Genomic DNA, 25,880 nt, shown 5'->3' on the forward strand with positions numbered 1-25,880 from the left:
GATGTATGACGATGACTTCTGGTCTTGTATTAATTGGAGGGTGCTTTATAGTAGCAGAATTATGTCATATAATCATTCGGAAAAGAATGATTAAGAAAAAAAAGCCGTATGAATTACAATACGTCCCTGTCTTTTTCATTATGTTTTGTATGCTTAGTACATTACAAAATCTAATAAACTTTCCACCACTTGTAAATGTTTTTTTAAAGTTCGGTTTACTTTATAGTGGTGTTGGAATAGTACTTTTATTTATTTTATTTTGCATACGTTATGTTCACTATCAATCGTATATATTTATTTTAAATTGGTTAAAGCAAGATGATAGAAACCGCCTTACATAAGGCGGTTTTTTTATTTGCAATTGTAACAGAATTTGTACATTTCACATAAAATAGGACGAGTAGAAATGCAAACATATTACAAGAAAGGGGCGGGGCAATAAAATGAAACTTGTTATAGACGCAGGGCACGGTGGATATGATTCTGGTGCTGTTGGTAATGGTTTAGTAGAAAAAAACTTAACACTTCAAATTGCTAGACGCGTTCGAGACATTTTAACGGTAAATTACCCAATTACAATTAAAATGACACGTGATAGTGATGTGTTTATTTCTTTATCTGAACGTGCTAATATTGCTAATGCTTTCAGTGCGGATTATTTTATTTCATTTCATATTAATAGCGGCGGGGGTACAGGTTTTGAAAGTTATATTTATAATGCGTTATCCAATAGCAGCACTGCATATGCAAAGCAACAAAAAATGCATACAGCTGTCAATCCTGTATTAACAAAATATGGTCTTCGTGATCGAGGAGCAAAAAAAGAAAATTATGCGGTATTAAGAGAAACCGCAATGGATGCAATTTTAACTGAGACTGCTTTTATTGATACAGCTTTTGATGCAAATTTATTAAAAAATCCACAATTTATTGAAGATCTAAGTCAAGCGTATGCAAATGGAATAGCAGCTATTTTTGGAGTAGCTCCAAATCCACAACCTCCTAACCCACAACCGGTACCTCAAACGAAGGGAATCGCTTATGTTCTTGGGAAAAATGTAAATTTAAGAAATGGTCCATCAACTTCTTCCTCAGTTATTCGTCAATTAAATTCTCCAGAATCTTACGTTGTATATCAAGAAAGTAACGGATGGCTAGATTTGGGGAATGGACAATGGGTGTATAATGATTCTTCTTACATTAATTTTGTAAAGACAAGCAATAGTGATGGAAGCCCGATTGGGGTTGCATATATACAAGGGATGAATGTAAATTTAAGAAGTGGTCCATCAACTACATCTGCAGTTATCCGCCAATTAAATTCTCCAGAATCTTATTTAGTATATATAAATGAAAATGGTTGGTTAAACCTTGGTGGAAATCAGTGGGTATATAATGACCCAGCGTATATTAAGTATACTCAATATTAGGAATTGAAATGATAGTGCAATATGGATGCGTATCCTTGTTATGTATAACAAGGATACGCATTTTAATAACAACATTTTTTTCATACTTATGCACTATGTTTTAAAAAGAAACATTAGCAAAGCGGATAGAATCTAAATAGTATATATTAAAAAAGTTTTCTGATATACATTGACAATGTATGTAAGATACATTAATCTTTAAATGTTAATGATAATCGATTTCATCTAGGGAGGACATATGATACATACTAAAAAACTAATTATGTTCTGCATTATGATACTCATGGTTGTAATTGCAGGATGTAGTAAAGAAGAGAAAAAAGAAAATAATATATCAGCGAAAGCAAAAGATTCATATACGGTAAAGCATGCAATGGGTGAAACGACAGTAAATGGTACACCTAAAAAAGTTGTTGTTTTAACAAATGAAGGCGCAGAGGCTCTCCTAGCTGTGGGCGTAACGCCAGTGGGGACTACGAAACCACGTGCTGGTGATGAATGGTATCCTCATTTAGCGAAAGAGTTAAAAAACACGGAAGTTGTAGGAACTGAACGTGATATTAATTTAGAGGCTGTAATGAAGCTTAAGCCAGATTTAATTATCGGAAATAAAATGCGTCATGAAAAAATATATGATCAGCTAAAAGAAATCGCACCAACTGTTTATGCAGAAACATTACGCGGTGATTGGAAAGAAAACTTTACACTTTATACAAAAGCTGTAAATAAAGAAAAAGAAGGGCAAAAAGCTCTTGATGATTATAAAAAACGCATTGAAGGAATGAAAGAGAAGTTAGGCGATAAATTGAATTCTAAAGTTTCTATTATTCGTTTCGTGCCAGGTGATGTTCGTATTTATCAAAAAAACTCATTCTCGGGCGTTGTTTTAAATGATATTGGATTTAAACGACCACCATTACAAGATAAAGATGATTTTGCGATAAAAGGAATTACAAAAGAGCAGATTCCAAATATGGACGGAGACTACTTATTCTATTTCACTTCTGATAAAGATGCAGATAAGAATAATGAAGGAAATTCGTTAGCGAAGGAATGGACAGAAGATCCACTCTTTAAGCAACTACAGGCTTCTAAAAATAATAAAGTATTCCAAGTGGATGAGGTAATCTGGAATACAGCAGGCGGTATTAAAGCTGCGAACCTTATGTTAGATGATATTGAAAAATATTTCCTTAAATAAATGATAAAATACATCACTTTTACGAAGTGATGTATTTTTAGTTTGTGAAAATACAGAAAATTCCTTCTTTAAGGGTGTCATAAGTTGTACAATAAAATCAATCATGTGATAAAGGAGTGGGGAAGAATGAAAGCTACTCATAAAGATTGGATCTTGTTTAATGGGAGAATGATTAATACGAAAGAAGAACAGCCGATGGTAGCATTAGAAGAGAGAGGCTTCCAATTTGGTGATGGGATTTATGAAGTATTTAGACTATACGATGGCAAGCCTCATTTATTAGATTTACATTTGGAACGATTCTTTAACTCTATGGCAGAAATAAAACTAATTCCACCATTTACGAAGGAAGAATTAGTAGAAGAGTTATATCAAATGATTGAAAAAAATCAATTTCAAGAAGATGGGAATGTATATTTACAAATATCAAGAGGTGCACAACAGCGCAATCATGTATATGAATCAGATTTACAACCGACATATTTTGCAAATCTTGTTTCGTTCCCAAGACCAGTTGCTTCAATGGAGGCAGGGATTAAGGTGACAGTAGAAGAGGACATCAGGTGGAAGTTTTGCCATATAAAATCTTTAAATTTGCTTCCTAATATCATGATCAAAAACAAAATAAATGAACAAGGGTATCAAGAAGCAATATTAGTACGAGATGGTATTGTGACTGAAGGGTGTCATTCCAATTTCTTTATCGTGAAGAATAATAAGTTGATTACACATCCAGCGGATCATTTCATTTTACATGGTATTACACGTCACTATGTAATTACATTAGCGAAAGAGTTACATATCGATGTAGAGGAACGAGAGTTTTCATTACAAGAAGTATATGACGCTGAGGAGTGCTTCTTTACAGCGACGCCACTTGAAATATTCCCAGTCGTTCAAATTGGTGATGAACAGTTCGGGGCTGGTGAAAGAGGACCAATTACGAAAAAACTACAAGCTGCATACGAAGAGAGTATTCGTTTGTTTAAAGTGACAAATTAATCATGAAGAAAAAAGCTGGTATTCTTCCGGCTTTTTTTCATGATATAATTCAAGCATAGGACAAGTTTTGAAAACGCTGTAAAAAGGGGATTTAATATATGAATTATGAAGATTTTAAAGAAGTAATTCACGGAAGACGAAGTGTTAGAAAGTTTACAGATCAAGAAGTATCTACTAATGATATAAAAGAAATAATTGATTGTGCTCGTTACGCACCAAGTGATACGAATTCACAAACGTGGGAATTCTTAGTTATCATGAATCGAGAGAAGATTAAAGAAATTGAACAAATGACGTGGGATGCATTACATAAACTTGCGGCAAAAGCAGCAGAAAATGGAGAAGAGAAAGCAGGGAAATTACTTACACGTTCTTTCGGACCATATGCAACAGCTTTCTCGGAGGCACCAGTATTAATCGTATGTTTGGCAACACCATATGAATCAAAGTTCCGTGAAAAGATATTTGATCCAATTGCTTTTGTTCCAAATTCAGTTTGGGAGGAAGAAGGCATTAAGAGTAGCTGTTTAGCGGCACAAAACTTAATGTTAGCTGCACATGCAAAGGGACTTGGTACTTGTCCAATGACAGGGCCAGTATTGCTAGCTCAAGATGAACTGCGCCAATATTTACAAGTTGAGCCTGAAAAACAAATAAATATGGTTATTTCACTCGGATTTCCGAAAGATAAACCGAAGAAACTTCCAAGAAAAGAAGTAGATGAGATTACAACGTTTGTTTTTTAATTGCTGTATAGAAAAGACATTGAATTAAAAATGTCTTTTTATTTTTGAGGGTATGTAATTCATATGTTGGGCTAAAATGATAGATAAGAGGAAATTACTATTTATTTCATAAAAAAAATTAATGTTCTATTAAGGAAAGTATGATACATTAATCGTGAGCAAGATTCTATTTGTTCATGAAAGTGTTGAAAGTAGGCTCAAAATTTAAAAGTTATTTTTGTATAATAAATTATAATGAAGTTACAGGGGGGATGAATTTTGAAAAAATTCATAATCACTGGATTGTCTGTATTGTTATTAGTTGGTTGCGGTGCTCCACAGGAAAAAGAGGACGCGCAATCAAAACAGGAAGAACAAGTTGTAAACGCAAGTGATGAGAATATGGTTGTATTTCCTGAAGGAGCAATGTCAATTGGAGAAGGGAAAGTAAAAGTTATTACTCCAGATGGTACTTCTGAAAACGGCAATATACCGACTGTATTCATCAAAAAGGATACATTAATTCAGCAAGTTGAATTAGAACTTTCTAATTTTCAAAGTGATAAAGAAACATTCGTATTTGTAGATCAAATGTATACAGATAAACATCAAGTAACTAGTACAACGCAGACAACAGTGCAGTTAAAAGAAAAAACGCTGGAAACAGGTAGTCATACAATTACTGCAGTTCAGTATGAAAACAATGACCCGAAAGGAAAGGTTATTAGTTTTAATCAAGCAACATTTGAGACAAAACCTGCGTCTTAATAAGAATAAAAAGTACATTACTCAAAAAGTAGTGTGCTTTTTTGTTTGGACTAAAGTGGGCAAGAGTGAATAACTTATTTCATTTTCTAATACGATTAAATAGGAAGTAATCACTTGTTACTACTATGACAGAGAAAGAGGTTGAATACGTGAATCGGTGTATTCGTATCATTTTGATTAGCCTAATGATGGCAATAATTTGGTTTACGATACAAGAGTTTATGCAAATAACGCTCAATTATCAAATTCATGACTTGTTAATAGGAGCTATTTGTTTTACCATTGTTTATCTATTATATGATAAACTCGGACTAAGGTAAGTTTCAGAAGAAAAATGTAGGTATTTCATTTGAAATGTCGAATAGTACATACGATGTCGTAATAACAAATTTTCTATTGTTTACTGTGAAACAGAAGAAGGAGAGATAGTGGTTATGAAACGAGCTCTTATTAATATTGATTATACATATGATTTTGTAGCGGAAAAGGGTGCTTTAACTTGCGGGAAACCAGGACAGGAAATTGAGAAGGAAATTGTACATATAACGAAGCAATATATTGAAAATGGAGATTACGTTGTCTTTGCTATTGATAAACATGAAGAAAATGATGTATATCATCCAGAATCAAAGTTATTCCCACCTCATAATATAGCTGGTACAAGTGGAAGAGATTTGTTTGGTGAATTACAAGATGTGTACGAAACATATAAAAATGCAGAGAATGTATATTATATGGACAAAACGCGATACAGTGCGTTTGCTGGAACGGATTTAGAGATGAAGCTAAGAGAAAGAGGAATAGAAGAAGTTCATCTTGTAGGTGTTTGTACTGATATTTGTGTTCTTCATACAGCAGTAGATGCTTATAATAAAGGGTTTAAAATTGTTGTTTATGAAAAGGCGGTTGCATCTTTTAATGCACAAGGGCATGAATATGCACTTGGACATTTTAAGTCATGCTTACATGCAGAAGTGAAGTGAAAAAAGAGGCCTTTAAAAAAGGTCTCTTTTATTTGTCCATGTTCATTGAAAACAGCTACAGCAGAGTGGTCTTGATCCGACAACTTTTCTAAGTTCTTCAATATATCCCATTGTATGTAACCTCCGTAAGAAAAAATAAGAGCAAATAAACTATTCGTTATTATGTAAATATATTCCTCTTTATAAGGGGAGAGATGACATATAACTTATTTGTTTTATTTGGTAAAATATACATCAAAAAAGGTCAAACAAAAACTTTGACCTTTTTTGACCAAATGTTATAATAAAGGCAGAAAGAGATAATCTTTCATTCATAAATAATAAGGAGGAAAAAATATGCGTAATTTATTTCCAGAGATAACAAAACGTCAAAATGGCATTTTTGATTTTGGGCCTTCTTTATTAGAAGGGATGACAGATGCTTTCTTTAAGCCACTGAACATGGATACTTTTAAAGTAGATGTTCATGAGCAATCTGGTAAATATACTGTGAAAGCAGATTTACCAGGTTTTCAAAAAGAAAACATTCAAGTTGATTTTGAACAAGATATATTAACGATCCAAGCAACGAATCATAATGAAGTAGACGAAAAAAATGAGAATGGCACATATATTCGTAAAGAACGTTCTATAGGTTCTGTAACTCGACGCTTTAATTTTAAACAAGTTGAGGAAGAAAATGTTAAAGCAAATTATAAAGATGGCGTACTGACAATTGAATTGCCAAAATTGAAAGAAGAAAAAAGTAGTAAGACAACAATTAATATTGAATAAAAGAGCTGATAAATTCAGCTCTTTTTTTACGTAGTTAATGAATAAATGAGTTGAAATCGTAATGAGATGAATAAAGTTTTAACGTATAAAAAATTTTCACGATTCGCTCCCCCTTAGGTTATTAAAAAGGGTATATTTAAAGGGAAAGGAAAAAGAACACCTAGACATACTGTTTAAGGTGAATTAGTAATAGAGTCAAAATACATAGTAAGGATAGTGGCATTTTAGATTAGGATAATAGATTTTTCTGGAACAAACTTAGGCGATTATGAATTTTTTAATTAGTAAGGAAGTGGTTAAATGAGCTTATTAACGTATACTGAAGAATTTTTTAATTATGTAAGAGAGTTTTTACTTTTAAGATTTTTACTATTTGCTTTAGTTTTAATCATTATTTCTTTTGTAATAAACCGTATTATTGATTGGTTTTTTAGGAAATCAAGCTTTTTTGATGAAGAGGTAGAGCAGACGATTCAAAGTGTAATTCGATCTATTTTTAGATATATCATTATCATCAGTCTTATCATATATTTAATTAGCCAATTTGTAGATATAAAAAGTATTATTGCAGGTGCAGGGATAGCTGGAGTTGTCATCGGTTTTGCTGCACAACAGATGCTAAAAGATGTTATATTAGGCTTTGCAAGATTAGCGGACAAAGAGTTTCGGGTTGGTGATTTTGTAACTTTTAACGGAACAAATTCAGGAACTATTGAAGAGATTAGTATTCGTTTTATGCAAATTCGTGAATGGTCAGGAAAACTACTTACCATCCCGCACGGAGAGATTAGAACGATACAAAATTTTAATAAAGGATGGATGCGTGTAATTGAACGCATCACGGTAAGTTATCAGGAAGATCCAACAAGAGTGAAGGAATTGTTAGAAGAAGTATGTGTTATATGCAATGAAGAATTGAATCAAACTCTTTATAGAGTAGAGGATGAGGCTGTTGAACCATTTAAATACGTCGGTGTTACAGACTTAAATCCTAACTTGAAATATGTTGGCTATGAATTTTGTATTACAGGTTTAATAAAGCCAGAAGATTATTTTGAAACTTCTAGACAAGTAAGATTTGAATTAATGTCTATGTTCCATAAGAATCAAGTGCAAATGCCAGCAGCGAATATGGTTGTTACTACTGAAGGTTTACAGCATATCCATGGTGGACAATCTTTATCGGACAGCTAAAGTAGAATCGTTTGTTAACAAAAATTCTGCTTCCAACATTGGATAGAATAACAATAATAAAATGATTGATATAAAGAAAGGGCTGAAGGAATTCGGTTCTTTTTTTATTTATAGAATTTAGAAATTTCTTAATGTTATAATTGTAGTTGGTGATGAGAATGAACTTTGAAGAAAAAGAGATGCGTCGTTTAGAAGCATTAAAAGAAATTGCTGAATTATTAAATGAAGCAACAAACTTACAGGATATGTTAGAAAAAGTGTTGCATACATTGTTACAAGTAATGAATTTACAAACAGGGTGGATATTCTTTATTGATGAAAGTGGAAAGCACAGCATGCTTGTAGACGAAAATTTACCAGAGGCTCTTACGTGGCAAAAGAAGAAGCCGATGTGTGAAGGAAACTGTTGGTGTGTAGAACGTTTTGTGAATGGGAGATTGGAAAAAGCGACTAATATTATTGAATGTAAGCGAATAGAAGATGCAATTGAATGTAATTGGGGAGAGACAGAAGATGTTACACATCATGCGACAATTCCGCTTAGGTCTGGATCAGAAAAATTTGGTCTACTAAATGTGGCTGCACCTCATAAGACTCATTTTTCTGAGGAAGAGTTAGCGTTATTAGAATCAATTGCATTTCAAATTGGAACGACAATACAACGTATTCAATTAGTTGAGAAAGAACGTAAATATGTAGTGGTAGCGGAAAGAAATCGACTTGCACGTGATTTACATGATTCAGTAAAACAATTGTTATTTTCTATTATGCTAACAGCGAAAGGTACTCTGAATATGACGCAAGATAGAGAATTGCAAGAGATGTTAAGTTATATTGGGGAATTATCACAAGAAGCATTACAAGAGATGAGGCTATTAATTTGGCAATTAAGACCTGAAGGATTGGAGAAAGGATTAGCAGAAGCAATTCAAAATTACGGGAAGTTATTAGGAGTTCAAGTGGAAGTTCGAATTGATGGGATGGTTTCAATTGGGGATGAAATAGAAGAAGTTTTATGGCGTATTAGCCAAGAGGCGCTACATAATTGTAAAAAGCATGCTTCGTGTGAAAAGGTACATATTCTTTTGAAAATAGAAAATAACCAGTTACATTTTTACATAGAAGACAATGGAATAGGATTTATACAAGAACAAGTAAGGGAATCAGCACTTGGCCTGAAAAGTATGAAGGAACGTATTCAGTTAATGAAGGGGTCGTTTCAAATTATAACAGAGTTGAAAAAGGGTACAAAAATAGAAATTCAATTGCCGATTTGAAGGGGAGAATAAGGTTGAAGATTAAACTGCTACTAGTTGAGGACCATCATATCGTTCGAAGAGGACTTGTATTCTTTTTGAAAACGAGAGAAGAATTTGAAATTATTGGGGAAGCGGAAAATGGCGAAGAGGCATTACATTTCATGCAAAAAGAAAGACCAGATGTCGTACTAATGGATGTATCGATGCCGAAAATGGATGGAATTGAGGCAACAAAACGTCTAAAGCAATATGATGAGACAATAAAGGTACTTATATTAAGTAGTTTTTCAGAGCAAGATTATGTTATACCAGCACTTGAAGCTGGAGCAGATGGTTATCAATTAAAAGAAGTACAACCTGAGCAACTTGTCGCTTCTATTATTGCAGTACATCAAGGAAATGCGAATTTTCACCCGAAAGTAACACCTGCATTAATGGGGCGTTCTGCAGTAAAGAAGGAAGTAGAAAATCCTTTTTCAATGTTAACGAAAAGAGAGCAAGAGGTACTTCGCGAAATTGCGAAAGGAAGAAGCAACAAGGAGATTGCAGCAGAACTTCATATTACAGAACAAACTGTGAAAACACACGTTTCAAACGTTTTAGCTAAATTGGAAGTGGATGATCGTACGCAAGCCGCATTATACGCAGTGAAACATGGAGAGAATTATTCATAAGCATGAATAATTCTGTTATATCGTATGACAGAATACATAGGAGCAATTAAAATTTATAGTAATCCCTAATATAGGTTTTTCTTCTTTCGATAATTAGGTACAATAAAGTGAAACTCTAATCAGTGGGGGACCATCCCCACTGATGATTAGTTTAACTAATCGGTTTTTACAGGATAAAGCTACGATGGAAGGGGAGGATATGCTATGCCTGGTACAAGAAGTGGGATTGGAAAGATTCAGGCTTCGTTAAATGGTTTATCACCGAAATTGCGAAGTATTGCCGAACATATTTTGAAACATCCACAAGATGTTGTACATAAATCTATTACAGAATTAGCTGAAGTTACGAATAGTTCCGAAGCTACGATATTCCGCTTATGTAAAAACCTTGGTTTGCAAGGTTTTCAAGATTTAAAGATTACATTAGCTCGTGAAATTGTACATACACCGATGCAAAATATTCATGAAGAGGTATCAGCAGAAGATAGTATGGTAACTGTTGCTAAAAAAGTTTTTCATTCGCATATTACAGGACTGCAAGATACTTTACATTTGCTTAATGAAACGGCACTTGAGCAGGCTGTACGAGCCTTACAAGAAGCAAGTCGAATTGAGTTTTATGGAAATGGTGGCTCTGGTATTATTGCAATGGATGCGTATCATAAGTTTATGAGAACGGGTATTTCTTGTATCGCTCATACTGATTCGCATTTTCAAATTATGGGAGCAGGTTTACTCTCAGAAAATTCAGTTGTTATTGGTATTTCTCATTCTGGTAGCAATAAAGGATTACTTGAAGCGTTAGAAGTAGCGAAAGCAAGAGGAGCCAAAATTATTGCGATTACGAGCTATAAGAAATCAGCATTAAGTCAACTTGCTGATATAACGTTATATACATCAACACGTGAGACTGAATTCCGCACAGAAGCAAGTTCATCACGATTAGCACAGTTAAGCTTATTAGATACTTTGTATGTAGGGTTGTCGTTGCAGCGACAAGAGGAAACTCTAAAAAATTTACAAAGTATACGTGAAACGATTTCGATGAAGCGAATATAAAAAAAGCTCTTCAAATGAAGAGCTTTCAGACTGTAGACAAACTATTTTTGGAGAGTTCAAATGCTAAAAATAGTTTGTTTCTTATTTTAGGGATAATTTATCCAATGGAATTTATATGTAGTGCTTTCTATACTATAATTTACTATAAGTGAGGAAGATGTCTTATGAAAATATCTGTTTATGTTGCAAGTGCATTTAGCAAGGAGCATAAAGGCGGAAATAAAGCAGGAGTGGTATTTATTGAGAATACAAATACATTGACCACTACTCAAAAAATCGAAATAGCCAAACAACTGGGTTATGCGGAAACCGCATTTATATCAGAATCTGAAATTGCTGATTATAAATTTGAGTATTTTACTCCAAAAGAAGAAGTTGATTTATGTGGTCATGCCACAATTGGCTCTTTCGCGATACTGATGTATTTAAATAAACTTTTCAGGAATCGCTATACGATTGAAACGAACAGCGGTGTTCTTACTATCACTATAAAAGATGACATCATATTCATGGAACAAAATAAACCGAGATTCTATGATGTTGTATCTCCAAACGAGTTCATCGACTGTTTTGATAGTAAAGATATAGACAATAAATACCCAATTCAAATTGTCTCCACTGGCTTAAAAGATATTTTAATTCCTATAAAAAGCGAAATACAATTACATGCACTGCAACCTAATTTTGAAAAAATTAAAGAAATCAGCAAGTATTATAATGTTGTCGGGATGCATTTATATACTTTTAATGACAATCGAATTATATGCAGAAATTTTGCTCCACTATACGACATTAATGAAGAAGCAGCGACTGGAACTTCAAACGGTGCATTAGCTTGCTATCTTTATGAACAGCACTATTTGCAAAAAGAAGTCTATGTATTTGAACAAGGTTATTCTTTACACTCGCCTTCCGAAATATTAGTTAAATTAGCAACCAATAGCAAGAATAAAATAGAAAAAGTTTATGTTGGTGGCAAAGGCTATTACTGTGAAACTAAGTGTTTAAATATAGAAAATATTGAGTGAAGAGCTTTTTTATCGATGAGAAGTTTGTTACTTTATTTTCTTTTAGAAATGTATGACTTACTTATAGTCAGTGATAAACTCTCATTTTTAAAAATTTAAAATAAAGACCGATTTATGTAATAATTCAAATATTGTTCATAATTTCACAAATTGTTTATGAAGTGTCATGTTATGATGAAGATGTAATGATGATTGAACACTTAAATTTGGTACAATAACTAGCCAAAGTAGTGAAGAAAGTAGTTGTGAGATAAACTCATTAAAATGCTAAAACACTAAAGGGGAGATCACATATGAAAGCAGTAGTGGTTAATAAAAACAGCAAAGCAAACATCGAAGTGATTGAAAAAGAATTACGTCCGTTACACTCAGGTGAAGCGTTAGTAGATGTAGAGTATTGTGGAGTTTGCCACACTGATTTACACGTTGCGAATCATGATTTTGGTAACACTGATGGCCGTATTCTTGGTCATGAGGGTGTAGGTATTGTTACGAAAATAGCTGATGATGTTACTTCACTAAAGATAGGTGACCGTGTAAGTATTGCATGGATGTTCCAATCTTGTGGACGTTGTGAATATTGCGTAACTGGTAGAGAAACATTTTGCCGTGAAGTTAAAAACGCTGGTTATTCAGTGGATGGTGGTATGGCTGAACAATGTATCGTTACAGCTGATTATGCGGTAAAAGTACCAGAAGGATTAGATCCTGCTCAAGCATCATCAATTACTTGTGCTGGTGTAACTACATATAAAGCTATTAAAGTATCAGATATTAAACCTAGTCAACCTATTGTAATCTATGGCTGCGGTGGATTAGGTAACTTAGCTATCCAATATGCTAAAAATGTATTTGGTGCAAAGGTAATCGCAGTAGACATTAATGACGATAAATTAGCCTTAGCGAAAGAAGTTGGTGCTGATATGACTATCAATCCAATTTCTCAAGGTCCTGCTGATAAAATTGTGCAAGAGAAGTTTGGTGGCGCTTATGCTGCGGTAGTAACAGCAGTCTCTAAAGTAGCCTTTAACTCAGCAGTTGATGCAGTACGTGCTTGCGGTAAAGTAGTTGCAGTAGGGCTACCAGTAGAAACAATGGACTTAAACATCCCACGACTTGTACTGGATGGAATTGAAGTAGTTGGTTCTCTAGTTGGTACTCGTAAAGATTTGGAAGAGGCGTTTATGTTTGGGGCAGAAGGAAAAGTAGTGCCGGTTGTTCAAACTTGTTCGCTAGATAAAGTACAAAATGTATTCGAAGAAATGGAACAAGGTAGAATTCAAGGGCGTATGGTAATTGATTTTAAAAAACATAATTGTGATTGCAAATAATTCACTTTAAATATAAAAAACATGAGTCTAGCAAAGGACATGTAAAAAAGTTAGACAGCATAAGAAGATGATCCCTGTATTTAATAGGGATCATCTTCTTTATTTTCTACTAATATCGATGCCAATTAATACTTCATTAATGAGAAATGATTAAAGGTTTACTTTATTTGCAAACGAAAAGGAATCTTTATGTTTAACAAATTTTTTATGATCTGGAACGTTTTGAATTGCTACAATTTGCGAATCTCTTGCTTTCAGTGCATCTTGAATCCCGATGGTCATAAGCTTAATAAATAGAATCGTAATAAAGAATGAAGCGAGAGTATAAAAAATAATCCACCATGAAAGATTCATTTCATTACGATTTAATCCAATAAGACCTGCCCAATCATTAGATAGAGAAACAGGTTTGAGCACTCCGTCATAGAGTTCACGCATTTGTATGCCGCCAATTACAATGTTAAGCAACGCTAAATGGATAACGAGTATGAGTGTTTGGACGATATGTTCCATAAATAATACAAATAAGCGGTCAAGTAATAAGACTCGTAAGTGTTTTTTTATAATATGAAAACGACTAGCCCCCAGTAATTGTGAACTTAAGATGTAATCTTGTTTCATAAATTCATCAACCTCTGAGGATATGTATAAAGAAAGTGTAGGCAGAGCGACGAAAATAAGTACGAGTACTTGATAAAACGTAAATGAAATATTTGGATCTACCCCATCAGCATTTGATGTGATTATAATATTAACGGGCGTGATGAGTATGAATGCGATAAATAGAGTTGGAATGTAATAAAAAACTTCTGAGCATGACTGGAAAAATCTCTTGAGTTTTGGAGCAAATAAACTTAAGAGGATTCCTATACATGTTCCGCATAAAATTCGAAAGAAGCTAATTGCCATGGCTAATAAAATAGTGAATTTTGCTCCTTCTACAATTTGTAAGAAAACAGACTCTCCAAAACGATCAGATCCAAAAGGTGGAATTAACGATGGCGGAAAGGGGGCCTTTCCAAGTAATTCGTTATTGTCATTGTAAAGTAACTGAGGAGGTTTTGGGATGTTATCTTTAAAGAACCAACTATAAATAAAACTAGCTGAAATAAGTATGAATAGATAAGTAAAGCCGATTAAAAAGCGTTTTGATTTCCAAATAGATTTCATAATGATACTCCTTTCAATTGCTTTTTCCATCTATTCATCATGAATGAGACTATTTGGAAAATAGCATAAAATGGTAAAATAATCATAACAAGTATGATAAATGCAGCTGGAGGTGAAACAAACGCCTTATTAAATAAAAATTGAATAATGCCTTCCATATTAAAAACAAATTCTAAAATGAATAAATTAGAAAGTAAGAAAACAAAAATCGTTTTTAAATGGTGGAAGAAGTGGATAGATATATTTTTGAATAAATGAATGCATAGTATATAACTTGATGAAAGGCCTTTTCCATATGCAACCTCTACGTAATGTTTTCCTTGCTCTTCTTTTATGTATAACACCATCATCCGAAACATTTGTAATGTAGGTAAGACAGCTAATGATAAAATAGGGAGTAAATAAGCTCGATTTTCATTAAAGGAAATAATAGTGACAGGAGATTCCCCAAATTTCTGAAGTACCCATATGAAAAATATTTGCAAACAGATCATCATCATCATATCAGGGACAGCTTCTAATATGAACACAATTCGGTTTATCCATTTTTTTATATAATCTTTTGCTAAAAAATAAAAAAATGCCATGCTAGATGATAAAAAGAGAGCAAGAAAAAAGGCTAAAAATAATATAGTAAATGAATATAGGTAAGGTTCTAAAACAGTTGGAAATAATGGTGTTTTTTTGAAATGGCCAAACTTCGGGTCTGATCCTATAATCACTAATGATTCAGGGGAAAAAACTTGTTTTAACATAGTAACGGTCTGATTAAAAAAATAAATTGGTTGAAAGGTAAATCCTTGTTGAGTGATAAATAAATAAGGTAAATTTAATAATAGTAAGAGTGATAAAAGAATTGATGAAAGCTTAATTGTGAATTGAGATATTTTATTTAACATTAAATCCCTCCGACATCTTTTTACAACATTATACAATAAATTTCGTGTTATTGTTTTTATTTTTCTGAAAAATAAAAATACTTTTCGGTTTTATAGTATGCAAGATATATTTACAAGATAAAAAAGTGATAGTAGGGGGCCACGCTCTATGTTTATCAAGATAAAAGACTAGTGAACCTAAAACAATAAATATGAGTAAAATGCACAGAATTCTCATTCTGCGGTTAGTTACTTTTCTTGGCTTGATGGTGATGTTACGTGACCGCTAAAAATGAATATTGCTTTTCAACTTTTTCTTCAAGCAAATAAGTAGAACGTATGGAGGATTATGTATGTGTTGTTAATGAGAGGAAAGAGTGTATTGCGTAACGAATATAACGTAATTTTACCGCATGGAAAAGCTAAATTTAGTATATAAGTGAAATGGAATGAGGGGATTTATTTTTGGTATGAAAAAAATTTTCTTTTTATAACTTGATAAATGAAAAAATATTTTATATACTAATTCATGTAAACGGTTTACTAAATCGTATTTTGCTAGTAATGAAGGGAAGATTCGCATGGAAACAAGGGGGAGAGTAATCGGGATTGATATCGGTACCACAAGTACAAAAACGGTTGTGTTCACAGAAAAAGGAAAAGTCATTGCATCACATGCAATCGATTACCCAATTATTCAACCGAATGTAGGATGGGCTGAGCAAGATCCTGATGTAATATGTGCCGCTGTATACAAAAGTGTAAGCGTTGCCATTGAAAAAGGTAATGTATTACCAGAAGATATTTCTTCAATCGGTATTAGTACAGCTATGCACGCATTAATTGCAGTAGATGAAAATGGTGCGCCATTAACGCGTTCTATCATTTGGGCAGATAATCGAAGTACGAAGCAATCAGAAAAATTATTACAACAAATGAATGGGCATGAAATTTATAGACGTACAGGTACACCGATTCATCCGATGTCACCACTTTCTAAATTGTTATGGATGAAAGAAGAGGAACCAGAGTTATATACAAGTGCCTATAAATTCATTTCCATTAAAGAGTATGTGATTTACCAATTATTTTCACGCTACGTAGTTGATTATTCGATTGCTTCTGCTACAGGGTTATTTAATTTAGAAACATTAAACTGGGATGAAGATGTTTTAACTATGTTACATATGTCATCAGAAAAATTATCAACCCCTGTACCAACTACATATATTTTATCAGGTATGAAGCCAGAGTTAGCACAGAAGATGGGGATAAGTGCAGAAACACCAATTGTCATCGGAGCAAGTGATGGGGTTCTTGCAAATGTAGGAGTTGGTGCGATATCACCGGGTGCGGCTGCAATTACGATTGGAACGAGTGGTGCGGTTCGAACAATCTCATCAAATATAAATACAGATGAGAAAGGGAGAACGTTTTGTTACGCATTAACAGATGAGCACTGGGTAATCGGTGGTCCAACGAATAACGGCGGAATATTACTGAGATGGTTACGTGATGAATTTGGTAGTCCAGAGCAAGAAGTAGCAAGAAAGCTCGGCATTGATCCTTATGATTTATTAATTAAATATGCAGAAAGCGTACCAGCTGGAGCGGATGGGCTATTGTTCTTACCTTTCTTATCTGGAGAACGCGCACCTTACTGGAATGCAAATGCTCGTGGTACATTCTTTGGAATCAATCTTCAACATAAGCGAGAACATTTTATACGTGCAGTGATGGAAGGTGTTTGTATGAGTGTATATTCAGTAGCACTCGCAATCAGGGATTGTACAGGGCCACTTACTGAAATACGAGTTTCAGGAGGGTTTGCAAAATCTGCATTTTGGAGACAAATGTTGTCCGATATGATGGGAAAAGAATTGCTTGTACCTGAAAGTCATGAAGCATCTGCGCTTGGGGCAGCGGCAGTTGCTTTATATGCTGTAGGAAAAATTGATTCTCTTGAAGAGGTAAAGGATTGGATTGATATTGTCCATCACCATGTACCGAATAAAGAAAATACGGCTATATATTTAGAAATGTTTTATATGTATGAACGACTTTACAATCGCTTGAAAGAAGAATTTGATTGTATAGCTGCTTTCCAACGTAAACAATAGGGGGATTGGGAGAAATGGTAGTTGGGATCGTACTAGCGGCAGTTGTCATACTACTTTTACTTATTACGGTAGTAAAATGGCATCCATTTGTCGCATTAATTTTAACAGCAATTGGTGTAGGATTAGCAATGGGAATGCCTTTAATTGGAACTTCACCAAAAGATCCAGGGATTATTGATTCTATTAAACTAGGGCTTGGTAATACATTAGGGTTTTTAGCAATAGTTTTAGCACTAGGAACGATGCTTGGAAAAATGATGGCCGAATCTGGTGGTGCTGAACGTATCGCTAACACATTAATTAATCGTTTTGGGAAGAAACGAGTTCACTGGGCGATGATGTTCGTTGCATTTTTAGTAGGGATTCCGGTATTTTTCCAAGTTGGATTTGTACTATTAATTCCGTTAGTATTTACAATTGCGTTAGAAACTGGGGTATCACTTATTACAATTGGTATTCCGCTAGTAGCAGGACTGTCAGTCGTACACGGACTTGTTCCACCGCATCCAGCGGCAATGGCGGCAGTTGGTATTTTTAAAGCAGATGTGGGGAAGACAATTTTATATGCGTTAATTGTCGGACTTCCAACTGCAATTATTTCAGGTCCACTTTACGGGAAATGGATTGGTGCTCGTATACATAAGGAAGTACCATTAGATATAGCGGAGCAATTTGTTGAAAAAGATAATAAAAAAGAGCTTCCTAGCTTTTGGAATACATTGTTTACAATTTTACTTCCAGTATTTCTTATGCTTGGTGCATCAATAGCAGAAGTTGCATTAAATAAAACGAGTCAACTAGCACAAGTATTACACTTTATTGGAGATCCGATTGTGGCTTTATTAATTGCAACCATTTACTCTTTCTTTAGTCTTGGATATGCAAAAGGTTTCTCAAAAGATAAAGTGTTACAATTTACAAATGATTGCCTTGGACCTATTGCAAACATATTGTTAGTGATTGGTGCAGGCGGCGCATTTAATAAAGTATTATTAGATTCTGGAATTGGAACGACAATTGCAGATATGGCGAAAGAATCACATATTTCACCGATATTATTAGGGTGGGGAATTGCGGCACTAATCCGAATTGCAACTGGATCGGCAACTGTTTCTATGATGACAGCAGCTGGTATTGTTGCGCCGATTGCAGCAAGCACACCAGGTGTAAATGTTGAATTATTAGCACTTGCAACTGGTGCAGGGTCATTAATTTTATCACACGTGAATGATTCAGGATTTTGGATGATTAAAGAGTATTTCGGAATGACTGTGAAAGAAACATTATTAACATGGACTGCAATGGAGACTATATTATCTGTAGTAGCACTTGGGCTAATTTCGATATTAAATATATTTGTATAGAATAGGAGATTGATTAATATGAAACTAGGTTTAATTGGATTAGGAAAAATGGGATTTCCATTAGCTGAACACTTATATGAAGACAAGCATGAAGTAGTTGTATACGATGTAAATAAAGAGCTTGTTGAAAAGGCAGGAAAACTAGGAATTACTGCACGTCATACATTAAAAGAAATGATTGCTGAACTAGAAGCTCCTCGTACAATTTGGGTAATGGTGCCTGCAGGAGAAGTTGTAGAGTCAGTACTAAAAGATGTATATCCATTATTAGATGAAGGTGATATCGTTATTGAAGGCGGAAATTCATTCTATAAAGATACGTTACGCCGTGCTGAAGAAGCAAAAAGCTTCGGATTACATTATGTAGATATCGGTACATCAGGCGGTGTAGAAGGAGCTAGATACGGTGCTTGCTTAATGGTTGGTGGAGAAAAAGAAATTTACGACCAATTAGAACCTTTATTTAAAGATTTAGCAGTAGAAAATGGCTATTCTTATGCTGGCCGTGTTGGTAGTGGTCATTTCTTGAAAATGGTTCATAACGGTATTGAGTACGGCATGATGCAAGCAATCGCTGAAGGATTTGAAGTACTAGATAAGAGTGACTTTGATTTCAATTATGAAGATGTTGCAAAAGTATGGGCTAACGGATCAGTTATCCGTGGTTGGTTAATGGACTTAACTGAAAAAGCATTTGCAGAAGATCCGAAACTAGATGGCATTAAAGGTGTAATGAACTCTTCAGGAGAAGGAAAATGGACTGTTGAAACTGCACTTGAACTTCAAGCTGCAGCACCAGTTATCGCTATGTCATTATTTATGCGCTATCGTTCTCAGGAAGATGATACATTCCATGGAAAAGTAGTTTCAGCATTACGTAATCAGTTCGGTGGACATGAAGTTGTGAAAAAATAAGGATGTTTTTAAAAAGAAACTTGTGTATAAGCGCAAGTTTCTTTTTTATAGTTTAAGAAATTACTAATTTAAAAATACCAATCAATCATCGTTTTTTTGTCACAAATGATAGCTTCGACGTTCATTGAATGAACAATATATTCTATATTTTCTTCTTTAGCTAATAATAAGGTTGTAAAGGAATCGTATATACTCATAAACGCATACTCATTATCTTCGCCAGTAATAATTAACTCATTATTGCTAATGTCCCAAATATCTAATGGAGTAGTATTATTTACCTGTAATAATCCGTTTGTATCAAGAATTGGTTCAGAGAAATATAGATTTTTTGCACCTTTAGAACCGAGGAGTTTAAGTAATTTGTGTAATAAAAATATAGACGTATAATCTTCTGTTGGATAATAAAGATCTTTTTTTAAGTTTGAATGTAGCTTTTCAGCTAAATCCTCTCTTTTATATTCTTCTGAAAGGGCACTAATGGAAGTCAACATGGCCATTGCTAGGTCTGCGTATGAATGTAATCCACTACAAGACATCATTTCCTTCCAAGAAACGGATTTCCCATTATAAATGATTTCTTCAGCGCTAGGATAGATGTGCTCATATGGTCTTTTTCTCACAGACTTTTCCCATTCTAAAGGCATTTGGATAAAAGGATATAGCAATATAGCTGCAGATTTAAAGTTTCTTGGTAGTTGTTCTAAAATTGGTGATTTGTCATCTAGCCAAATGTAATCCAACAAAATATAACCTCCTCTTAGACTTTGAAATGTACGGATTCCCGTATTATGTTTTTTGTATTGATTGTATCAAATATAAAGCGAAGCATGAAATATGTCCCAACATAAAAGTAAGAATAAATAAAATGAAGTTTTCATAAATAGTAAAAGGGTGCTTATGTCATCAGTATAGCTAAGAAATGTTGTTACATATGAGAAGAGCGTGTTAATAAAATATGAGGTGGTTAAATGGGAAATGAGCAAGTGAAGTCTGTAAAGGAAGAAAAAAAGTTATGTCTTTGTATGATCGTTAAAAATGAGTCTAGAATTATGGAAAGATGTTTAAATGCAACAAAATCAATTGTAGACTTTGTTTCTATTTGTGATACTGGATCGACGGATAATACGCCTGAAATTATTGAAAATTGGTGTAAGGAAAATGAGATACCTGGGACGGTTCATCATGAGCCGTTTAAAAACTTTGGTTATAACAGAAGCTTAGCTGTTTCGTTAGCGCAAAAAACATACCCAGAAGCAGATTATTTATTAATATTAGATGCGGATATGATTTTAGAGGTTGATCCGAATTTCGATAAAACGAGCTTAACGGAAGATCATTATCTTACATTACAATATGATGTTCATATTAAATATTGGCTTACACGTCTTTTAAAAGCTTCTTTACCATGGAAATCTGTCGGTGTTACTCATGAGTATTGGGATATAGATCGTTCAAAAGTTGGAGCGAATTACAATACGAGGGTAGCTCGGTTAGAGACTCTTGTCGTGAATGATCCCGGAGATGGCGGGAGCAAAGCTGATAAATTTGAAAGAGATGAGAGGTTGTTGTTACAGGGAATAAACGACCCAGAAACAACGCCAGATTTGCATATAAGATATTTATTTTATTTAGCTCAGACTTATTTTCATTTAAGTCAATTTGAGAATTCAATTAAATGGTATAAAAAACGTGTGGAAGCAGGAGGATGGGTTGAAGAGGTATTCTATTCGTTATTGCGAATAGGATTTTGTTATGAGCAGTTAGCAAATCGTTCAGCAAATAAACAAAATGAAGTGACAGATGCTGATGAAAAAGAAACTGTTAAAGGGCAAGAAGAGCAATATTTAGCGTTAGCTGTTTTTTATTTTCAAAAAGCTTGGGAATATAGACCAACCCGGGCTGAACCATTATACCAACTTGCAAGGTTGTATCGATTACGATCTCAAAACAATATTGCTTTGATGTATGCTCTGCAAGGGAAGGAAATTCCTTTTCCAAAGGATGATCTACTATTTGTAGATTATCATGTGTATGATTACTTATTTGACTATGAAATTTCTATTAGTGCTTTCTATATACCTCATAAAAAACATTTAGGGGCGGTGTCGCAAAAGTATTTGGAATCGATAAAAGAAAAGATTCCATTTCATATAGCAAATATAGTAGAGAATAATGCGAAATTTTATTAAATACATTTTCGATTAAAGGAGTAGTGGAGTAATCATGGAATTAATACGATGGGCGATTGAACTAGGAGAATCGGTGCATGGAAATACGTATGAAGAATTGATGCCACTACTAGACTATTATTATGATCGTGATCATTTAAAAGCGTATTGTATCGCAAATCTTCTTTTAAACATGGATGTATTAGATGAGGACCGGGAAAGAATCGAATTAAGAAGATGCATCGCTGCTTATTATGCTGGATTATATAAAGTAGCAAGAAAACATGCAAATGAGTTGGTACTTAAACATCCGGATGTAGATCTATATAAAAATAATTTAAGATTAATGGAAGTTTATTTGAATAAAGAATATGATTATTGTCTTTTTATATGCCCAAAGACATACGGTAGTTTCATAGATATTGCGCGAGCTTTAAAGTGGAGGTTGGAGCAGGAGGGAAATACAGTAATTATATCAGAAACAATACTGGAAAATGTAAAGAATACAGTTGTTTTTGGAGCACATACATATGCATATAACCCGAACCTTCTTCCGAAAGATGCAATTGTTTATAATTTAGAACAGCTATACGAAGGAAGTCCATATGCGCACCCCCTTTATTTAATATTATTAAAAGATAGAGTGATTTGGGATTATAGTAAACAAAATATAGAATGGCTTAAACAAAAAGGGGTAGGAAAAGAAATAAAACATGTAGAAATGAACTATGCTCCAACTTTGGAAATAAAAAAAGATGCGTTTGAAGATGAAATTATTGAAGATATTGATATTCTGTTTATAGGTGCTCTTAATCCGAGGCGACAAGCTATTTTTGATCATCTAAAAGCGATTGCCCCGAATTTAAATATAGTTTTTAAAAATAATGCGTGGGGAATTGTTAGAAATGAATTGATTGCTAGAGCTAAAATTATATTAAATATTCATTTTTATTTATCAGGAATTCTTGAAACACCTCGCGTGTCTTATGCAGTCGCAAATAAGAAATTTATTATTTCCGAAAATAGTAATCCAGAAGATGAGGTAGAGTGGCCAGGAATTGTGTTTACTCCGTACGAAAAAATAATTGAAAACGTAATGAAATATATAGAATTACCAGAAGAACGGAAAAGATTAGCGGAAAAAGCATATAATCATTTTGAAGCAAATGAAAGTTTAGGTACATTGAGCATGAGAGATGAAACAAAGTAATTGTACAAAACTCATACGAAAGTATGAGTTCTTTTTTGTTTATCATACTATTTTATGAAACAAGTTAACTCTTTATATTGTGTTTTGTATAGAAATTTCTGATAATATATAAGTAGAACTTGAAAACAAAGGGGAGAAATAATCATGAAACTAGTCGTTATTAACGGTACACCAAGAAAATTTGGTCGAACTCGTGTGGTGGCAAAATATATTGCGGATCAATTTGAAGGGGAATTATATGATTTAGCAATTGAGGAGTTACCTTTATACAATGGAGAAGAGTCACAACGTGATTTAGAGGCAGTAAAAAAATTAAAAACGTTAGTGAAAGCTGCGGATGGGGTTGTATTATGTACACCAGAATATCATAATGCGATGAGCGGTGCGCTGAAAAACTCTTTAGATTACTTAAGTAGTAGTGAATTTATTCATAAACCAGTTGCATTGTTAGCGGTTGCTGGTGGCGGTAAAGGTGGAATAAATGCATTAAACAGCATGCGAACGGTCGCTAGAGGTGTTTATGCAAATGCAATTCCAAAACAAGTTGTGCTTGATGGATTACATGTGCAAGATGGTGAACTTGGAGAAGATGCAAAACCATTAATTCATGATGTAGTTAAAGAATTAAAAGCATATATGAGCGTATATAAAGAGGTGAAAAAACAACTAGGAGTGGAATGATATGTCCTCACTTTATCATGATTCTCGCTTGTATTACATTCTAGGAGCCAATAGTCTATCTGCTATTGGTTCCGGAATTGTTATGATAACGATTCCTTGGCTGTTAATTAAAGAGAGTGGAGGAGAGACAACATTTGGTTATGTTTCTATCATTGCAACCCTCATTATGTTTTTATTAACACCATTCATTGGGCAAAGTATTGATCGTTTTTCAAGAAAATCTTTATTGCTATGTAACGAAGGAATCGGAATAGCCGTAATCGGAATAATGGTTATATGGGGATTTGCTGGGCAACCTTATCATTCTATTCACTATATTCTTATTTATATAGCCGGATCATTCTACTATTTATTGTTTTATCCTACAATATTTGCGTTCAACCAAGAGATATTTCAAGCAGAACATTATAAAAGTTTAAGTGGAACGATGGAAATACAAGGACAGTTAACACAAGTTATTTCTGGAGCGGCTGCGAGCTTCTTAATTGAAATTGTATCTTTGAAGTGGATTTTGTTAGTAGACATGTTAACTTTTGCTGGAGCATTTTTTCTTTTCTTATGTATACCGTACGTAAAGAAAAAAGAAGTGAAAAGAAAAATAACATTTAAGAAGCAATTGTTTGAAGGAATTCACTTTATGAAAAAACGTCCTAAGCTCTTTTGGTTCTTACTGGCCACTTATATGCCGTTTATAGGTGTTATGATGGCAAATTATTTAATACCAGTTTATATTTCGGATATACTTAAAGCCAATGCCTCTGTATACGCAATAGAGGGCACGATGTACGGTGTCGGAGCGGTTGTTGCAGGAATCTGTATTCCACTCATAATGAAATATGTAAAAACAGAAGTTTCAATCGTTATGACGATGTTCATTTATGTAATTTCAATTACCGCAATGATTATTGAACCTTCCGTAATTTTCTTATATGGACTTGCAGTTTTTCATGCAGTTGGAAATGCGGGTACAAGAGTGGCGAGAAATGTATTGATGATGGAGGAAATTCCAAACGAAGTAATGGGACGTGTAGACAGCTTATTTCGCCTAATTGGTACTGGAATACGAATTGTATTATTAATGCTGTTTACAGCGGGTGTATCTAAAGCCGGAGTAATGCTTCCGTTTTACGTATTAAGCTGCATATTGATCTTCTCATTAGGAATCGCTATTTATTATGTACTATCACAACGTAAAGTAGCGGCGAATGTTTCTAATAAATCAATCGTTTAAAAAACACTTCTGCCGCCCTTTCTTTTTCTGTATAATAAAAAGAAAGGGAGTGCAAACTTATTTATGAACAAATGGATCTTTCTTATCATTTTATTATTACCGCCACTATACATCATTTATATGACGTTTAGAATGAACAAAGTTGCTCGTGAAAAGTTGAGCTATCACTCTCCGTACGTTCTTATACTGGGTGCAAAGTTATTTGGAGATAGACCGTCTTTATCTCTTCAAAATCGTTTGGATGTAGCGGTGGAGTATTTATTTTCCCATCCTGAAGCGAAAGTAATTGTTTCAGGTGGTCAAGGAGAAGATGAAGATATACCGGAAGCTCACAGCATGAGAAACTATTTAATGGTACACGGTATAGATGAGAGTCGTATTTTAATAGAAGATCAATCTACAAATACGTATGAAAACTTAAAGTTTAGTATGGATTTATATAATGTGAAACATGCAGTAGTTGTAAGTAATACGTATCATTTATATCGAACGAAAATAATTGCAAAGCGTTTAGGCATGAAGATGGAGGCACTAGCTGCTGAAACACCAATTCGTTCTAAGAGAAAAATGTATGTTCGCGAATATGCTGCTATTATGAAAACAATATTGTTCGACCGTTAGAGCTCAAATGTGAGCTCTTTTTTAATTTAAAAGCGTATCATTTGAAATGAATGCCATATTCCATCAAAATAAAGGAAACAACATTAAAGGA

26 protein-coding genes are annotated in these 25,880 nt (G+C 33.8%); 23 read left to right on the forward strand and 3 right to left on the reverse strand.

Annotated elements, in window-relative coordinates; genetic code table 11:
• The first annotated feature begins 11 nt into the window (after positions 1-11).
• From ACX9TM_RS11550 to adhP, 15 genes are all read left to right on the forward strand, one after another.
• Positions 12-341 (forward strand): hypothetical protein, encoded by a 330-nt coding sequence (locus ACX9TM_RS11550; protein ID WP_000200456.1) that lies wholly within the window; start codon positions 12-14, stop codon positions 339-341.
• A 102-nt stretch (positions 342-443) separates the two neighbouring features.
• Complete coding sequence (locus ACX9TM_RS11555) at positions 444-1,430, forward strand: N-acetylmuramoyl-L-alanine amidase (protein ID WP_000779891.1); 987 nt, start codon at positions 444-446, stop codon at positions 1,428-1,430.
• A gap of 238 nt (positions 1,431-1,668) precedes the next feature.
• The gene (locus ACX9TM_RS11560) at positions 1,669-2,631 is read left to right on the forward strand and encodes an ABC transporter substrate-binding protein (protein ID WP_000581989.1); all 963 of its coding nucleotides are present in this window, start codon (positions 1,669-1,671) and stop codon (positions 2,629-2,631) included.
• Between the two features lie 126 nt (positions 2,632-2,757).
• Positions 2,758-3,633: a D-amino-acid transaminase gene (gene dat / locus ACX9TM_RS11565; RefSeq protein WP_000648386.1), complete on the forward strand. Its 876-nt coding sequence runs from the start codon at positions 2,758-2,760 to the stop codon at positions 3,631-3,633.
• Positions 3,634-3,731: 98 nt separating this feature from the next.
• Positions 3,732-4,379 carry a nitroreductase family protein gene (locus tag ACX9TM_RS11570; RefSeq protein WP_001105288.1) on the forward strand — a complete coding sequence of 216 codons (648 nt, stop codon included), beginning with the start codon at positions 3,732-3,734 and terminating at the stop codon, positions 4,377-4,379.
• Positions 4,380-4,637: 258 nt separating this feature from the next.
• A complete protein-coding gene (locus tag ACX9TM_RS11575; RefSeq protein ID WP_000713496.1) occupies positions 4,638-5,126 on the forward strand; it encodes a putative periplasmic lipoprotein in 489 nt (162 codons plus the stop codon).
• 125 nt (positions 5,127-5,251) lie between these two features.
• Entirely contained in the window at positions 5,252-5,446 is a 195-nt protein-coding gene (locus ACX9TM_RS11580) for a hypothetical protein (protein WP_011110070.1), read from the forward strand.
• 114 nt (positions 5,447-5,560) lie between these two features.
• Positions 5,561-6,109, forward strand: coding sequence for a cysteine hydrolase family protein (locus ACX9TM_RS11585; RefSeq protein WP_000816763.1), 549 nt, complete (start codon positions 5,561-5,563; stop codon positions 6,107-6,109).
• A gap of 336 nt (positions 6,110-6,445) precedes the next feature.
• Positions 6,446-6,883 (forward strand): Hsp20/alpha crystallin family protein, encoded by a 438-nt coding sequence (locus ACX9TM_RS11590; RefSeq protein WP_001245055.1) that lies wholly within the window; start codon positions 6,446-6,448, stop codon positions 6,881-6,883.
• Between the two features lie 300 nt (positions 6,884-7,183).
• On the forward strand, positions 7,184-8,077 hold the full coding sequence (locus ACX9TM_RS11595) for a mechanosensitive ion channel family protein (protein ID WP_000055427.1): 894 nt from the start codon (positions 7,184-7,186) through the stop codon (positions 8,075-8,077).
• 158 nt (positions 8,078-8,235) lie between these two features.
• Positions 8,236-9,354, forward strand: a complete 1,119-nt coding sequence (casK, locus tag ACX9TM_RS11600; RefSeq protein WP_001008464.1) for a two-component system sensor histidine kinase CasK — start codon at positions 8,236-8,238, stop codon at positions 9,352-9,354.
• A 14-nt stretch (positions 9,355-9,368) separates the two neighbouring features.
• Positions 9,369-10,010: a two-component system response regulator CasR gene (gene casR / locus ACX9TM_RS11605; protein WP_000694623.1), complete on the forward strand. Its 642-nt coding sequence runs from the start codon at positions 9,369-9,371 to the stop codon at positions 10,008-10,010.
• Between the two features lie 204 nt (positions 10,011-10,214).
• Positions 10,215-11,069 carry a MurR/RpiR family transcriptional regulator gene (locus tag ACX9TM_RS11610; protein ID WP_001119646.1) on the forward strand — a complete coding sequence of 285 codons (855 nt, stop codon included), beginning with the start codon at positions 10,215-10,217 and terminating at the stop codon, positions 11,067-11,069.
• A 164-nt stretch (positions 11,070-11,233) separates the two neighbouring features.
• The gene (locus tag ACX9TM_RS11615; RefSeq protein ID WP_000704350.1) at positions 11,234-12,097 is read left to right on the forward strand and encodes a PhzF family phenazine biosynthesis protein; all 864 of its coding nucleotides are present in this window, start codon (positions 11,234-11,236) and stop codon (positions 12,095-12,097) included.
• Between the two features lie 293 nt (positions 12,098-12,390).
• Positions 12,391-13,428 carry an alcohol dehydrogenase AdhP gene (adhP, locus tag ACX9TM_RS11620; RefSeq protein ID WP_000649120.1) on the forward strand — a complete coding sequence of 346 codons (1,038 nt, stop codon included), beginning with the start codon at positions 12,391-12,393 and terminating at the stop codon, positions 13,426-13,428.
• Between the two features lie 150 nt (positions 13,429-13,578).
• Here the strand turns inward: adhP and ACX9TM_RS11625 are convergent, their stop codons facing one another.
• Positions 13,579-14,598, reverse strand: coding sequence for an ABC transporter permease (locus tag ACX9TM_RS11625; protein WP_000836565.1), 1,020 nt, complete (start codon positions 14,596-14,598; stop codon positions 13,579-13,581).
• Positions 14,595-15,497 (reverse strand): ABC transporter permease subunit, encoded by a 903-nt coding sequence (locus ACX9TM_RS11630; protein ID WP_000932683.1) that lies wholly within the window; start codon positions 15,495-15,497, stop codon positions 14,595-14,597. Before ACX9TM_RS11630 ends, ACX9TM_RS11625 begins: the two co-directional genes overlap by 4 nt.
• Positions 15,498-16,057: 560 nt before the next feature.
• Here ACX9TM_RS11630 and gntK point away from each other — a divergent pair.
• The 3 genes from gntK to gnd are packed head-to-tail and all read left to right on the forward strand — an operon-like array spanning position 16,058 to position 19,875.
• Positions 16,058-17,596: a gluconokinase gene (gntK, locus tag ACX9TM_RS11635; protein ID WP_000450003.1), complete on the forward strand. Its 1,539-nt coding sequence runs from the start codon at positions 16,058-16,060 to the stop codon at positions 17,594-17,596.
• Positions 17,597-17,610: 14 nt separating this feature from the next.
• Positions 17,611-18,960: a GntP family permease gene (locus ACX9TM_RS11640; protein ID WP_000260208.1), complete on the forward strand. Its 1,350-nt coding sequence runs from the start codon at positions 17,611-17,613 to the stop codon at positions 18,958-18,960.
• Positions 18,961-18,978: 18 nt separating this feature from the next.
• On the forward strand, positions 18,979-19,875 hold the full coding sequence (gene gnd / locus ACX9TM_RS11645) for a phosphogluconate dehydrogenase (NAD(+)-dependent, decarboxylating) (protein ID WP_000765995.1): 897 nt from the start codon (positions 18,979-18,981) through the stop codon (positions 19,873-19,875).
• Positions 19,876-19,943: 68 nt separating this feature from the next.
• Here gnd and ACX9TM_RS11650 read toward each other — a convergent pair whose 3' ends face one another.
• Positions 19,944-20,621 (reverse strand): DUF2711 domain-containing protein, encoded by a 678-nt coding sequence (locus ACX9TM_RS11650; protein WP_000888158.1) that lies wholly within the window; start codon positions 20,619-20,621, stop codon positions 19,944-19,946.
• A 225-nt stretch (positions 20,622-20,846) separates the two neighbouring features.
• On the opposite strand from ACX9TM_RS11650, the gene ACX9TM_RS11655 reads away from it, so the two are divergent.
• The 5 genes from ACX9TM_RS11655 (at position 20,847) to ACX9TM_RS11675 (ending at position 25,789) form a co-directional block, all read left to right on the forward strand.
• Complete coding sequence (locus ACX9TM_RS11655; protein ID WP_000526219.1) at positions 20,847-22,067, forward strand: glycosyltransferase; 1,221 nt, start codon at positions 20,847-20,849, stop codon at positions 22,065-22,067.
• Positions 22,068-22,101: 34 nt separating this feature from the next.
• Complete coding sequence (locus ACX9TM_RS11660) at positions 22,102-23,256, forward strand: CgeB family protein (protein ID WP_000420428.1); 1,155 nt, start codon at positions 22,102-22,104, stop codon at positions 23,254-23,256.
• A 144-nt stretch (positions 23,257-23,400) separates the two neighbouring features.
• The gene (locus ACX9TM_RS11665; RefSeq protein ID WP_000780355.1) at positions 23,401-23,937 is read left to right on the forward strand and encodes an NADPH-dependent FMN reductase; all 537 of its coding nucleotides are present in this window, start codon (positions 23,401-23,403) and stop codon (positions 23,935-23,937) included.
• Position 23,938: 1 nt separating this feature from the next.
• Positions 23,939-25,168 (forward strand): MFS transporter, encoded by a 1,230-nt coding sequence (locus ACX9TM_RS11670; RefSeq protein WP_000097166.1) that lies wholly within the window; start codon positions 23,939-23,941, stop codon positions 25,166-25,168.
• A 63-nt stretch (positions 25,169-25,231) separates the two neighbouring features.
• Positions 25,232-25,789, forward strand: coding sequence for a YdcF family protein (locus ACX9TM_RS11675; RefSeq protein WP_001045715.1), 558 nt, complete (start codon positions 25,232-25,234; stop codon positions 25,787-25,789).
• Positions 25,790-25,880: the final 91 nt, after the last annotated feature.

It is taken from the genome of Bacillus sp. LH1 (genome assembly GCF_057924895.1).